11 protein-coding genes are annotated in these 12,480 nt (G+C 73.1%); 6 read left to right on the forward strand and 5 right to left on the reverse strand.

Going from position 1 to position 12,480, the window contains the following annotated elements; translation table 11 throughout:
- Nucleotides 1-21 precede the first annotated feature (21 nt).
- Together ACIA8L_RS20400 and ACIA8L_RS20405 are read right to left on the reverse strand one after the other, a co-directional pair.
- Nucleotides 22-2,487: an ABC transporter permease gene (locus tag ACIA8L_RS20400; protein WP_395906651.1), complete on the reverse strand. Its 2,466-nt coding sequence runs from the start codon at nt 2,485-2,487 to the stop codon at nt 22-24.
- Between the two features lie 13 nt (nt 2,488-2,500).
- Complete coding sequence (locus ACIA8L_RS20405; RefSeq protein ID WP_395906653.1) at nt 2,501-3,259, reverse strand: ABC transporter ATP-binding protein; 759 nt, start codon at nt 3,257-3,259, stop codon at nt 2,501-2,503.
- A 135-nt stretch (nt 3,260-3,394) separates the two neighbouring features.
- Between ACIA8L_RS20405 and ACIA8L_RS20410 the strand changes: the two genes are divergently transcribed.
- Nucleotides 3,395-4,183, forward strand: coding sequence for an SAM-dependent methyltransferase (locus ACIA8L_RS20410; RefSeq protein ID WP_395906655.1), 789 nt, complete (start codon nt 3,395-3,397; stop codon nt 4,181-4,183).
- Between the two features lie 40 nt (nt 4,184-4,223).
- Here ACIA8L_RS20410 and ACIA8L_RS20415 read toward each other — a convergent pair whose 3' ends face one another.
- Nucleotides 4,224-5,678, reverse strand: a complete 1,455-nt coding sequence (locus tag ACIA8L_RS20415; RefSeq protein ID WP_395906657.1) for an MFS transporter — start codon at nt 5,676-5,678, stop codon at nt 4,224-4,226.
- Between the two features lie 23 nt (nt 5,679-5,701).
- Here ACIA8L_RS20415 and ACIA8L_RS20420 point away from each other — a divergent pair, with 23 nt between their 5' ends.
- Nucleotides 5,702-6,523, forward strand: a complete 822-nt coding sequence (locus tag ACIA8L_RS20420; RefSeq protein WP_395906659.1) for a TetR/AcrR family transcriptional regulator — start codon at nt 5,702-5,704, stop codon at nt 6,521-6,523.
- A 6-nt stretch (nt 6,524-6,529) separates the two neighbouring features.
- Nucleotides 6,530-7,774, forward strand: coding sequence for a PKD domain containing protein (locus ACIA8L_RS20425; protein WP_395906661.1), 1,245 nt, complete (start codon nt 6,530-6,532; stop codon nt 7,772-7,774).
- Nucleotides 7,775-7,883: 109 nt separating this feature from the next.
- On the opposite strand, the gene ACIA8L_RS20430 is transcribed toward ACIA8L_RS20425, so the two are convergent.
- Entirely contained in the window at nt 7,884-8,642 is a 759-nt protein-coding gene (locus tag ACIA8L_RS20430) for a dienelactone hydrolase family protein (RefSeq protein ID WP_395906663.1), read from the reverse strand.
- Nucleotides 8,643-9,217: 575 nt separating this feature from the next.
- On the opposite strand from ACIA8L_RS20430, the gene ACIA8L_RS20435 reads away from it, so the two are divergent.
- On the forward strand, nt 9,218-9,985 hold the full coding sequence (locus ACIA8L_RS20435; RefSeq protein WP_395906665.1) for a hypothetical protein: 768 nt from the start codon (nt 9,218-9,220) through the stop codon (nt 9,983-9,985).
- A 32-nt stretch (nt 9,986-10,017) separates the two neighbouring features.
- Here ACIA8L_RS20435 and ACIA8L_RS20440 read toward each other — a convergent pair whose 3' ends face one another.
- Nucleotides 10,018-10,446 carry a DUF2262 domain-containing protein gene (locus ACIA8L_RS20440; RefSeq protein ID WP_395906667.1) on the reverse strand — a complete coding sequence of 143 codons (429 nt, stop codon included), beginning with the start codon at nt 10,444-10,446 and terminating at the stop codon, nt 10,018-10,020.
- A 146-nt stretch (nt 10,447-10,592) separates the two neighbouring features.
- Here ACIA8L_RS20440 and ACIA8L_RS20445 point away from each other — a divergent pair, with 146 nt between their 5' ends.
- Both ACIA8L_RS20445 and ACIA8L_RS20450 read left to right on the forward strand, forming a co-directional pair.
- The gene (locus ACIA8L_RS20445; protein ID WP_395906669.1) at nt 10,593-11,525 is read left to right on the forward strand and encodes a S41 family peptidase; all 933 of its coding nucleotides are present in this window, start codon (nt 10,593-10,595) and stop codon (nt 11,523-11,525) included.
- Between the two features lie 83 nt (nt 11,526-11,608).
- Nucleotides 11,609-12,406: a hypothetical protein gene (locus ACIA8L_RS20450; protein WP_395906671.1), complete on the forward strand. Its 798-nt coding sequence runs from the start codon at nt 11,609-11,611 to the stop codon at nt 12,404-12,406.
- Nucleotides 12,407-12,480: the final 74 nt, after the last annotated feature.

Genomic DNA, 12,480 nt, shown 5'->3' on the forward strand with positions numbered 1-12,480 from the left:
ACGCCGGACCCCAACCCGTGATCACTCCCGGAGGCTGATGTTCTCCATCACCGGCGCCCGCAACAGCCGCCCGACCGGCAGCACCGTCGTCGTCAAGGCCAGCAGCGCCGCCCCGCCCAGCACCACCGCCCAGCCCAACGCCGGCACATACGGCACCAGGTTCCCGGTCAGCCCCCTGACCACCGCCACGAGCGTCACCGCCGCGATCGCCACCCCCAGCAGCAGCGCCGTCCCGAGCAGCCCCAGCTGCTCGGCCCGCACCATCCGCGCCGCCTGCCGCCGGGTCACCCCGACCAGCCGCAGCAGCGCCAGCTCCCGCCGCCGCGACAGCGCCGCCATGACCATCACGTTGGCCGCCGCCAGCGCCGCGTACCCGACCATGACCCCGATCAGCAGCCGGTTCAGCCACGCACTGACGGCCAGGTCGTTGCCGACCTTCGCGGTGAGTTCCGCGGTGCCGGCGACCCGGCCACCGGGGTAGCGGGCCGCGACCGCCGCGAGCGCGGCCGGGGTCGCGGCCGCCGCCGGGTCGGTGCGCACGAGCACCGCCTCGTCGGTGGCGGCCGCGGTGTGGCCGGCCACGGTGGCCCGGGCCAGGGTGAAGTCGCCGAATGCGAGGCCCCGGTCATACACGGCGACGACCTTGAGCTTCACCGGCGTGCCGTCGCCCAGCCGGATGTCGGCCGTGGACCCGGCGTGCCAGCCCTGCGTCGACGCGCGCAGCGACGAGACCGCCACGGTGTCCGCGGCCAGGGCGTCCAGGCTGCCCTCGGTCACCTTGAGGTCCATTGTGGACCTCAGGCCGGCCGGGTCGACCACCTGCGCCGGGGCCGTCTCCGGGTCGCCCATGAACGTGACCACCACGGCGGTGTGGGAAACGCCCGTCGCGGCCTGGACGCCGGGGATTCGGCGGATCTCGTCGGCCGCGGCCGGAGGCAGGCCCGCGGGGGCGGTCACGGCCACATCGGCGCGCATCCCCGCCTCACCCTGCGACAGCGTGCCGCGCTCCAGATTGTCCTGGACGAACCAGACAGATCCCCCGAAACCCACCGACAGGACCAGCGCGGTCAGGACGGCCGCGCCGCCGCGGGCGTTGGCTCGCAGGTTGGCGGCGGCCAGCCGGCCGCTCGCGCCGAACAGGCGGCGCAGCGGACCCGCCAGGACACCGGCCGCATAGGCGTTGATCCACGGGGCCAGCAGGGCCACCGCGGCCACGAACAGGTACAGCATCCCCGTCGCCCCCGCCAGCGCGGCCGGGCCCGACGCCGCGACCGTGAACGAGCTCGACGTCGCCGCACCGGCCAGGAACACGAAACCCGAGATCAGCCGGGCCCGGCCGCCCCGCGCCGGTTCGACCGCGGCCTCACCGAGGGCCTCCGCGGGGCGGACCCGCGTGATCCGCCGGGCCGCGATCAGCGCCGCCAGGACCGCCGAGGCCACCGTCAGCAGCGTGACCGCCGCGGCCGCCAGCGCGCCGGGCCGCATCGGGAACGAGCCGGGCAGGAAGCCGCGGCCGACCAGCTCGCCGTGCACCCACCGGGCCGCGCCCAGACCGCCCGGCACGCCCAGCACGACCGCGATCACCGAGATCGCACCGGCCTCGGCCATGATCAGGCGGCGGGCCTGGCCCGGGGTCGCCGCGATCGCCCGCAGCAGCGCCAGGTCGCGGCGGCGGTGCCGGACCGACAAGCCGACGGTACCGGCGACCACGAACACCACCAGCATCACCACATACCCCCCGAAACCGGCTCCGGCCGCGATCAGCAGCTCCCGTGCCGACCGGTCGGCCGAGCGCAGCGCGGCGCCGCGGTCGGCCCCGGAGTACACCTGCGCGTCCGCCCCGGCCAGCCGCCGCACCGCCGCCGTCACCGCGGCCCGGTCGGCGCCCGGCGCGACCCGCACCGCGATCCCGACCGCCCGTCCGGGATGCGGGGACAGCGCGGCCATCCGCGCGTCGGTGAAGTACACACCGGCCCCGCCCCCGACCCCGCTGACCCGGAACTTCGCCGGCGCCCCGCCCACCGCGATGTCCACAGTGGACCCGACCGGCACCCCGAACCCGGCCCCGACGACGACCTCGTCGTCCTGCCGCGGAGCCGAACCGCTTTCCAGGGGGTACGGCATGAGCCCGGCACTGCCCCATCCGTGCCCCTCGACCAGGCGACCCGCGACACCGACCGGCACCGTGTCGTCGACGACGACCGACGCGACCCCGGGCACCCCGGCCAGCGGCCCGGCGAGGGACACCGGGACCGTGCCGCCCTCCGGCAGGGCCACGGTGTTGCGCAGCTCGGACCCGTCCAGGTCGCGGCTCAGCACGACCACCTCGGGCCGGGCCACGACGATGTCGGCCGCGGCGTAGCGCCCCGGCGGCGGCGAATACAGCACTCCCGACTCGACCAGGACCCCCATCGCGGTGAGGATCACGGCCCCGGCGGTCAGCGCGATCATGGTCGCGATGGCGGTCCCGGGACGGTTGCGCAGCATCCGGAGCGCGAGCCTAAGCATGGGTCACCCGCCGGTCCAGCGACGCGAGCAGCGCGGCGATCGCGGACACGCCCGGCTGGGGCACGTCACGGACGATACGGCCGTCGGCGAGGACGACGACCCGGTCGGCGTAGGAGGCGGCGACCGGGTCGTGGGTCACCATCACCACCGTCTGCCCGTGCTCGTCGACGATCGCCCGCAGCAGCGCCAGGACGTCCGCGGCCGTGTTCGTGTCCAGGGCGCCGGTCGGCTCGTCGCAGAACACCACGTCGGGCCGGCTGACCAGGGCCCGGGCGATCGCGACCCGCTGCTGCTGGCCGCCGGAGAGCTCGGCCGGGCGGTGCCGCAGCCGCTCGCTCAGGCCGACCCGGGTGACGACGTGGGCCAGCCACGCCGGGTCGGGGGCGGTGCCGGCCATCCGGAGCGGCAGTTCGATGTTCTCGGCCACGTTCAGGGCGCCGATCAGGTTGAACGCCTGGAACACGAACCCGATCCGGCCGCGGCGCAGCTCGGTCAGGCGGGCCTCGGACAGCCGGGACAGTTCGGTGTCGCCGATGAACACCCGGCCCGACGTGGGGCGGTCCAGCCCGGCCGCGGCCTGCAGGAGGGTGCTCTTGCCGGAGCCCGACGGGCCCATCACGGCGGTGAACGTGCCGCGGGCGAAGGCGGCGTCGACGCCGGCGAGGGCGTGCACCGCCTGCGACCCGCTGCCGTAGGTGCGGGTCAGGCCCTCCACGCGCACCGCGGCGGCGGATGCGGTCATGACTGTCATCGCTCGTCTCCATTTCCCTGGTTGCCGTGTCGGTGCGCGCAAGGAAAACGCTAAGGTGCTCTTCGACGGCTGACGATGCAGCGCACTGGCCAACCGGGGTACAGCAGGCGCTACCAGACACAGGAGGCGAGCCCCATGGCGGCGCCCTTCGACACCGACCGGCCGCACCCGGCGCGGGTCTACGACTACCTGCTCGGCGGCAAGGACAACTTCGCCCCCGACCGGGCCGCGGCCCAGGCCGGCCTGCAGGTCAACCCCAACGCGGCGACCGCGCCGCGGCAGAACCGGGCGTTTCTCACCCGGACCGTGCGGTTCCTGGCCGAGGCCGGGGTGCGGCAGTTCCTGGACATCGGCACCGGCCTGCCGACCTCACCCAACGTCCACGAGGTCGCCCAGGCCGTCGACCCGGCGGCCCGGATCGTCTACGCCGACAACGACCCGATCGTCCTGGCCCACGCCCGGGCCCTGCTGACCAGCGCCCCCGAGGGCCGCACCGCCTACGTCGACTCGACCCTGCAGGACGTCGACGGGCTCCTGCGGGCGCCGGAGTTCCGCGACAACATCGACCTGACCCGGCCGGTGGCGCTGCTGCTGTATGCGATCCTGCACTTCCTGCCCGACGACGACGAGCCCTACGACATCGTCCGCCGGCTGATGGCGGCCCTGCCCAGCGGCAGCTACCTGGTGCTGTCGCACATCACCGCCGACTACCAGCCCGAGGAGTGGGCGAAGTTCACGGCGATCATGCGGGCCCAGGGCATCACCACCCAGCTGCGCGGCCGGGCCGAGGTGACCCGCTTCTTCGACGGCCTCGACCTCGTCGACCCGGGCGTGGTCCCGATCCTGCAGTGGCGCCCGGACGCGGCGGCCGAACTGAGCGACGCCCAGGCCGCCCTCTACGGCGGCGTGGCCCGCAAGGCATGACCGCACCCGGACCCGGACCACCGCTTCCGCGTCTGACCCGTCAGTCCTCGGGGAACGCGGCGTCGGTGGACTGGGCGTGCCGCGGGATGAACACCGCCAGGAGCGCGGCCAGGACGGCGGCGCCCGCGCAGATCGCGAACAGCGTGCGGTACCCGGTCAGGGACGGCAGTTCGTGGCCGGCCAGGCTGATCGTCATCGCGGCCAGGATGCCGCCGCCGATCGCGCTGGCCAGGGAGCTGCCGACGCTGCGGAACAGGGCGTTGAGGCCGTTCGCGGCGGCGAGCTCGGCGCGCGGGGCGGCGTGGATGATGAGGCCCGGCATGGCCGCGTAGGCGATGCCGGTGCCGGCACCGGAGATCGTCGCGCCCACCACGACCTGCCACAGCGAGTCGACGAGGACGATGCGGGTGACGAACCCGGCGGCGATGATCAGCGAGCCGACGATCAGCGCGGTCCGCGGGCGCAGCCGGGCCGAGAACGGCGACAGCAGCAGCATCGCGATACCGCCCGGGAGCATGCACAGGCCGCCGACGAGGATCGACTTGCCGAACCCGTACCCGGTCGCGGCCGGTGCCTGCACATAGGACGCCGTCCCGATCAGCGTCGCGAACAGCGCGAACCCGACGCACAGCGACGCGACATTGGTCAGCAGCAGCGACGGGCGGGCCGTCGTGCGCACGTCGACCAGCGGCGAGGCCAGGCGCAGCTCGACGACGACGAACACGACCAGCAGCACCACCGCCGCGGCGAGCAGCCCGAGCGTCCACGGGTCGGTCCAGCCCCACGACGAACCCTGCGCCAGGGGCAGCAGCAGCGCCAGCATCGCCGCGCCCAGCAGCACGGTGCCGACGAGGTCCATGCGGCCCTTCGCGACCCGCTTCGGCTCCTTGACCAGCAGCACGATCCCGGGCACGGTCAGCACCCCGCCGGCGACGCAGATCCAGAACAGCCAGTGGTAGTCGGCGTACTGCGCGACCAGCCCGGCCAGCGGCAGCCCGAGCGCGCCACCGACCCCGAGCATGGCGCTGATCAGGGCGATCCCGGCCGGCGCGTGGGCCTTCGGGAGGGTGACGCCGATCAGGCTGATGCTCAGCGGCACCGCGGCGACCGCGAGCCCGACCACCGACCGCCCGATGATCATCATGGTCAGGGTGTGGGCGAGGGCGCAGATCAGCGACCCCGCGATCAGCGCCCCGATGGTGATCAGCAGCATCCGCCGGGTGCCGAACAGGTCACCGAGCCGCCCGAACGCCGGGACCGCGACCGCGCCGACGAGCAGCGTCGACGTCAGGATCCAGGCCACCCCGTCGCCGCCCGCCTTGAGATCGACGGCCAGCTCCGACAGGACCGGCACCAGCAGCGCCTGGGTTAGCGACACCATGAGGGCCGCGGTGCCGATGACGAGCACGACGATCAGCTGCGCGCCGGTCCAGCGCGGCCGGACCTCGGCACTCCTCGACGACACCAGGGCATCGTCGGCGGTGTTGGTGGTCATGTACAGGGCTCCAACCCGGGGGAATGTGGCACAATCTGCCACGAGGCAGAGCCTGCCACGACAAGGTTGCGAACCGGGACCCGTACGGTGACCTGAGACCGCGCTCACAGCCGGCGACCGACAGGAGCCACCCGATCGAGACCCTCCGCGACCGCAAACGCGAACAGAACCGCGCCGCCACCGTCGAAGCCGCCTGGCGCCTGTTCATCGCGCACGGCTACGACCACGTCACCGTCCACGACATCTGCGCCGCCGCCGACATCGCACCGCGGACCTTCCACCGATACTTCGCCGCCAAGGAAGACGTCGTCGCCGAACCCGTCCGCCGCATGACCGCCATCGCCCACGACCACATCACCGCCGCCCCGCCCGGCACCCCCGACGCCGACGTCCTGCGCCGGGCCATGCTCGCCGTCGGCCGGTTCGTCATCGACCACCGCGAACTGCTCACCGGCCTGCGCACCGTCGCCCGCGAATCCACCCACCTGCGCGGCACCCAGCCCGGCGTCCGCCCCGACGAAGAGGCGGCCATTGCCGAACTCCTCAGAGCCAGAACGCAAATCCCAACAACGCAAACCCCAAAGGCGACAAGCGAAGAGCCCATACACAAGCAACAGCAGCAGAGGATTCCGGAGCCGCTTCGCTCCCGCCCCGGGCAAGGGGCTGCCCGCCCCCTGCACCCCCGGCCACCCGAACGGCACCGCCGGCTCCTGGTCGCATGCACGATCGCCGCGTTCCGGGTCTGGTACGACGAGTACCTCCGGCTCGAGCTCCAGGACCCGCTCACCCAGCTCGACGAGATCCTCCACGCGGTGCACATCGAACCGGGACACCCTCTCGTTTAAACATCCGTGCGCCGCCTGCTCGCCCTCACCCTCCTGCTGCTGACCGTCGCCGGCCTCGCCGGACCCGCCGCCGCCGGCTTCGCCCAGCCCGCGGTCGTCGGCGAGAAGCCCGTCGCGTGGACCCCCGACGTCCTCAACGGCACCGTCACCGCCATGGCCGTCACCGGGAACACGGTCGTCGTCGGCGGCGACTTCACCCGCGTCGCGGACCCGTCGACGCACACGCCGTACACCCGGAAAAATCTCTTCGTCTTTGAACTCGGGACGGGCCGCATCCTCGACGCCGCGCCCGCCCTGGACGGGCCCGTGACCGCGCTGGCCGCCGCGCCCGACGGGACCGGCGTGTTCGTGGCCGGGAAGTTCGCCAAGGTCAACGGGGTGGCCCGCAGCGGCCTGGTGAAGCTCGACGCCACCACCGGCGCGACCGTCGCCGGGTTCACCGCCACCGCCGGCAAGGGCCAGATCCGCACCCTGGCCGCGGGCGGGTCGTGGCTGTACCTCGGCGGCACGTTCACCCAGCTCGGCGGCCTCCCCCGGGTCGGCCTGGCCCGCGTCGACGCCTCGACCGGCACCACCGACCCCGCCTTCGACCTGCGCCTGGCCCGCCGCAACCGCGGCCTGGTCAAGGTCGAACAGCTCGCCGTCTCGACCGGCTCGCTGGCGTTCGTCGGCGCGTTCGACACCGTCTCCGGCCAGCCCCGCCCGCAGCTCGCCGTCGCAGACGTGGTGAACGCGCGGGTCACCGACTGGTCGAGCGACGCGTACACCGGCCGCTGCAACACCCTCTACGACAGCTACCTGCGCGGCGTCGACATCGCCCCCGACGGCACCTGGCTCGCCGTCGCCGCCACCGGCGGCATGTCCGGCCCGACCCGCATGTGCGACAGCGCCGCCCGCTTCGACCTCACCGGCGCCGGCAACCACAAACCCGTCTGGGTCAACCGCACCGGCGGCAACACCCTCTGGTCCGTCGCCATCTCCGGCACCGCCGTCTACGTCGGCGGCCACATGCAGTGGATGGACAACCCGAAAGGCCACAAGAGCCGCGGCCCCGGCGCCGTACCCCGCTCCGGCATCGCCGCCCTCGACCCCGCCACCGGCGCCGCCCTACCCTGGAACCCCGGCCACAGCCGCGGCGTCGGCGTCGGCGTCCTGGTCACATGCCCGGCCGGCCTCCTGGTCGGCTCGGACACGGACCAGATCGGCGGCGAATACCACGGCCGCCTGGGCCTCCTACCCACCGCCGCGTAGAGCGACCGTTCAGCCGCTCTGACCGCGGCGTCGCAGCTGCATTGCGGCGCCGCGGCTCACTTACGGCGTTGCGGCTCGCTCGCGGCGCCGCACCTGTTGTCGGTCGCGTTCAGAAGATCTCGGCCAGGAAGTTCGTCAACGCGAGCCAGCTGCGCCGGTCGGCTGTCTCGTCGTAGGCCTCCCCCGGCAGCGTGTACCCGTGCTCGGCCCCCGCGTACGTGGTCACCTGCCAGTCGAGCTCCGGCCGGGTCCGCAGCTCGTCCTGGAACGCCGCCACCGCCGAGTCCGGCACGACCGGGTCCGCGCCACCGGTCAGCACCAGCAGCGAACCGGTGATGTCGGCGACGTCGGCGGGCTCGTGCGTGACCAGCCGCCCATGGAACGACACCGTGCCCTTCAGCGGCGCCCCGGTCCGCGCGAACTCCAGGGCCGCGGAGCCGCCGAAGCAGTACCCCATGACGGCGATTCGTTCTTTGTCGACCGCCGGATGCCGCACGAGCTCGTCGTAGGCGGCCCGGACCCGGCCCCGCAGCAGCTCGAGATCGCCGTAGTACTTCCCCGCCTCAGCCGCGGAATCCTCATGGTTGTCAAACCGCCGCCCGGTCCCGTACACGTCGACACAGAACGCGAAATACCCAAGCCGCGCCAGCATGTTGGCCCGCGCCTTGGGATTCTCCCGCAGCCCGGTCCAGTCATGCACAACCAACACCGCCGGCTTGGGCCCGCCGACGGCCTCGTCATGCACCGAGAACCCTTCCAAGGCCTGCCCATCATGCGCGTACGCAACAACGGTTTCCACAATGCGCCCACCATCCGGCACCACCACGGCGTCAACCAGCCGCTGATACTCCGGGGAGAAGTCGGTCATGATCCGCACTCTACGTCCCCCCAAACCCGGCCGCTCTCCACCTCACCGCACCCCGCCGCCACGTCCCCCCGGCCACCCCGTCCTCCGGCCGCCTAGCCCCGTTTCCCCGCCACCAGTTCCCCGTTCTCCCGCCACCACGTCCCCCCGCCACCCAGTTCTACCCGCCACCCCGCCCCGCTTCCCCGCCACCAGCTCCCCCCCTTCTCCCGCCACACCCCGCACTGTCCTACCGCCGCCGTTTGTCGACGCACCCACTCCTCTCACCACCGCTAACCGCGCCTATCGCCCGAAGCCGCGCCTATGTCCTGCCGCCCGCCGCGCCGTTGCCGCGCCTCACGTCCCACCGCAAGCCGCACTTCCCGCACCCGCACCCGCGCGCCACCGCAAGCCGCACTTCCCGCACGCGCGCCTCGCCGCAAGCCGCACTTCAGTCGTGTCCTGTCGCACGTTGCGTTCGCTTTCCTAGGAAGCTAGGCTATCCCCTCTCACCAGCTTGCCCGCGATGCCCCCGCCGGCTGATCGTTGCGGCGCATATGGCATGGACGGCGACGGGTTCGAGGCCGCATCATCGTCCGGTGACCGGCTCCGACCGTGACCTGTTCGCTTCCTTCGGCCCGGACGAACGGGCGCTGCTGGCCTGGGTGGCACCGCAGCTGGACGCGGCCGCGATCGAGGAGATCGCCGGGGCCGACTACGGCGTCGACGTGCCGGAGTATCGGCGGGCGTTGACCGAGTTGGTGCACAGCCCCTGGCTGCCCGACAACCTGGTCGGCAACCCCGGCGAGGTCCTGGCCCTGACCCGGTGGACGACGCCGGCCGGCCGGGGCGGCCATCTCCAGCGGCTGTTCGCGTGCACGCTGCTGGTCCGGGCCGTGACCGCCGACGGCAGCCCGGTCGACTCCCTGGCCCCGCTGGTGGACTCGGCCTGGGCGCTCGGCGAGCCGGCCCGCGACGCCGCGGTGCGCTTTCTGGCCTGGTGCCGGCTCAACCTTCCGGGCGACTGGCGCGACGACCCGTCGTCGCCGATGTTCCTGACCCTCGCGGTGCTGCTGCTGTCGGCGGAGACGGCGGCTTCGGCCGCATTGGCCGCCCTCCTGGCCGAGGAGTTGGACGCGGCCCTGACCGACCCGGAGCTACCGTGGCGCCGACGTCCCCGGTCGCCGCTGTTCACCCGCCGCGACACCGACTCCGCCACCACCCGCCGGCTGTGGTCAGCCCTCATGACCCGCTGCCTGGTCGACAATCCCGCGGTCGTCGATCCGCGGCTGACCGCGCTGGGCCGAGCCCTCGCCGGCGCCGCCCCGATCGACGACCTGCGCGCGCTGTTCCCCGCCGCGACCTAGCGCGGGTGATGGACAAGGCGCCGGTCAGGGCTCTAGCCGGCGATCTGGGCGTCGGTCACCGTGCCGGCCGCATCGACCCAGGCGCGGATGCTGTGCCCGCCGAACATGCCGTCGTCGTCGAAGGAGAGCTCGATGTCGCCTTCGCTCGCCGCTGCGATGCGATCCAGACGGAGCCGGCGGGCGAACTCGGCGGCGCTGATGACGGTCTCGCCGTGCTCCCAGACCTCCACCTCGTCCGGCCCCTCCGGGGCGAAGGCGTCCGCCAGTTCGACCGCGACCCGGCGGGCGAAACCGGCGAGTTCGCCGACCGTCGTGCTCACGCGCTGCGCGAGCGCCGCCGCCGCGTGCTCGTCGTCCACGTCGAGCCCGACCGCCACGTCACCGAGCTGCCCTTCGAACACGGCGCCTTCACCCGGGCGCCGGAACTCACCGAGCACCGTGCTCACCGACAACGTTGCCATCAGCCATCACTCCGAATACGACAAGATCCGGGCATCGACCCGTTTGACCCGTCGACCACGAGCCCGTCATCGACGTACCGCGATCATGCGGCATCATCGGGACGGACGGGACCTCGGCCGGGGTGGATCTTCGATATGGTGCGTCGATGTCGGCGCATCTTGTGGAGAAGGCACTGGAGTTGTTGTGCGGCAATTACATTTTTGCCGACCGGGCCCAGGCGGCGGCTGAGGGCATCCGCCGGCGACTGGCCGCCGGTGAGTATGACGGGTTGGACGAGGAAGCCCTCGGCGAGCGCCTGACGGCGGAGCTGTTCGAAGTCTGTCAGGACAAGCATTTGCGGGTACGGACCCGAGCGGAGGACGAGCGCGAGGCGCTCACCAAGCCCGAGCTGGAGGCGGTCTGGCGGGAGCAGCAGCGGCTGTCCGGCTACGGCATCGCCCGGGTGGAGCGGCTGGACGGCAACGTCGGGCTGCTGGATCTGCGGTTCGTCACCTCGGCCGACGTCGGTGGGCGCGCGATCGCCGCGGCCATGGACCTGGTGTCACAGACGCACGCACTGATCATCGACCTTCGCCGCAACCGCGGCGGCGCACCCGACGGCGCCGTGTTCTGGACGAGCTACTTCTTCCCGGACGGGGAAACCCACCTCAACGACATCTACGAAGGTGCGACCGGTCAGACCCGGCAGTTCTGGAGCCACGCGTGGCTGCCCGGCGAGCGGTACCTCGACCGGCCCGTATACCTGCTGACCAGCGAAGCCACCTTCTCGGGCGGTGAGGAGATCTGCTACAACCTACAGGCGCAGGGACGAGCGGTCCTGGTCGGCGAGACGACCAAGGGCGGTGCCCACCCGACGGACCGCTTCCCGATCACACCGACCTTCGAGATCACGGTTCCGGTGGCCCGCTCCGTCAACCCGGTCACCGGCGGCAACTGGGAAGGCACCGGCGTCAAGCCCGACGTGGCCGTCGCCGCTCAGGAGGCGTTCGACGTCGCCTACCGGCTGGCCCTGCAACACGTCCTGGCCAGTGCCACCGCACCGACCATCCTGGCCGAGGCCCGATCAGCGCTGGCATGACGGCCCGACCGGGCGCTTCGCGCGCGTGACGACGCGGCGGCGGGTCGCACGGGCGGCGGGTGTGGTGGACTGGGTGTGTGCAGATGCGTCCGGCGGAGTTGGCGGCGATCCGGGCCGGGACTGTCGATGTGGCGTTCCGGCGGTGGGAGCGGCCGCGGGTGAAGGTCGGGACGCGGATGCGGACCGCGGTCGGGCTGGTCGAGATCACGTCCGTCGAGCGGGTGGCGGTGAGCTCGTTGTCGGCGGCGGACGCTCGGCGGGCCGGGGCGGCGTCCCTCGTGGCGCTGCGGCAGGGCCTCGATCGGGTCCACCCGGAGCGGCCGGTGTACCGGGTCGGGCTGCGGTTCGCGGGCGAGGATCCGCGGCAGGAGCTGCGGGCGTCGGTGCCGGACGGGGCGGAGCTCGACGCGATCGGCGCGGCCCTCGACCGGCTCGACCGGGCCTCGCCGGTCGGGGCCTGGACCCGGGTGACGCTGCGGCTGATCGACGAGCTGCCGGCGACCCGGGCACCTGATCTCGCGCAGCGGCTGGGGCGGGATACGCCGTCGTTCAAGCTGGACGTGCGCAAGCTCAAGGAGCGGGGGCTCACCGAGTCGCTCGACATCGGGTATCGGCTGTCGCCGCGCGGTGCCGCCGTGCTGGACCATGAGGGGCATCCGCGGGCGGTGCGGGCGGCGCCGGAGCCGGGTGTGCCGCTGCCGCATCTCGGTGCGGGTGCGACCCGGGCGCTCACCGGGGCCGGTGTCGTCCGGCTCGAGCAGGTGGCCGCCTTCAGCGAGGGGGAGGTCGGGGCGCTGCGCGGGGTCGGGCCCTACGCGTTGCAGCGCCTGCGGGTGGCGTTGGCGGCGGCCGGGCTGAGCTTCCGGGACGAACAGCGCTGACCCCGGTGATCATGGAGCGGGATGGCGGAAGCCACCGCCGGGCTGCTCGAAAACAGCCCGGCGGTGGTCCATCG

It is taken from the genome of Dactylosporangium sp. NPDC051541, from assembly GCF_044454505.1.
GTDB lineage: Bacteria > Actinomycetota > Actinomycetes > Mycobacteriales > Micromonosporaceae > Dactylosporangium.

Coding starts and splice junctions, on each gene's coding strand:
- ACIA8L_RS20420 (WP_395906659.1), top strand. CDS start 5,702: ATGTGGCACAATCTGCCACGAGGCAGAGCCTGCCACGACAAGGTTGCG.
- ACIA8L_RS20405 (WP_395906653.1), bottom strand. CDS start 3,259: ATGACAGTCATGACCGCATCCGCCGCCGCGGTGCGCGTGGAGGGCCTG.
- ACIA8L_RS20410 (WP_395906655.1), top strand. CDS start 3,395: ATGGCGGCGCCCTTCGACACCGACCGGCCGCACCCGGCGCGGGTCTAC.
- ACIA8L_RS20415 (WP_395906657.1), bottom strand. CDS start 5,678: ATGACCACCAACACCGCCGACGATGCCCTGGTGTCGTCGAGGAGTGCC.
- ACIA8L_RS20400 (WP_395906651.1), bottom strand. CDS start 2,487: ATGCTGCGCAACCGTCCCGGGACCGCCATCGCGACCATGATCGCGCTG.
- ACIA8L_RS20450 (WP_395906671.1), top strand. CDS start 11,609: ATGCGTCCGGCGGAGTTGGCGGCGATCCGGGCCGGGACTGTCGATGTG.
- ACIA8L_RS20430 (WP_395906663.1), bottom strand. CDS start 8,642: ATGACCGACTTCTCCCCGGAGTATCAGCGGCTGGTTGACGCCGTGGTG.
- ACIA8L_RS20440 (WP_395906667.1), bottom strand. CDS start 10,446: ATGGCAACGTTGTCGGTGAGCACGGTGCTCGGTGAGTTCCGGCGCCCG.
- ACIA8L_RS20445 (WP_395906669.1), top strand. CDS start 10,593: ATGTCGGCGCATCTTGTGGAGAAGGCACTGGAGTTGTTGTGCGGCAAT.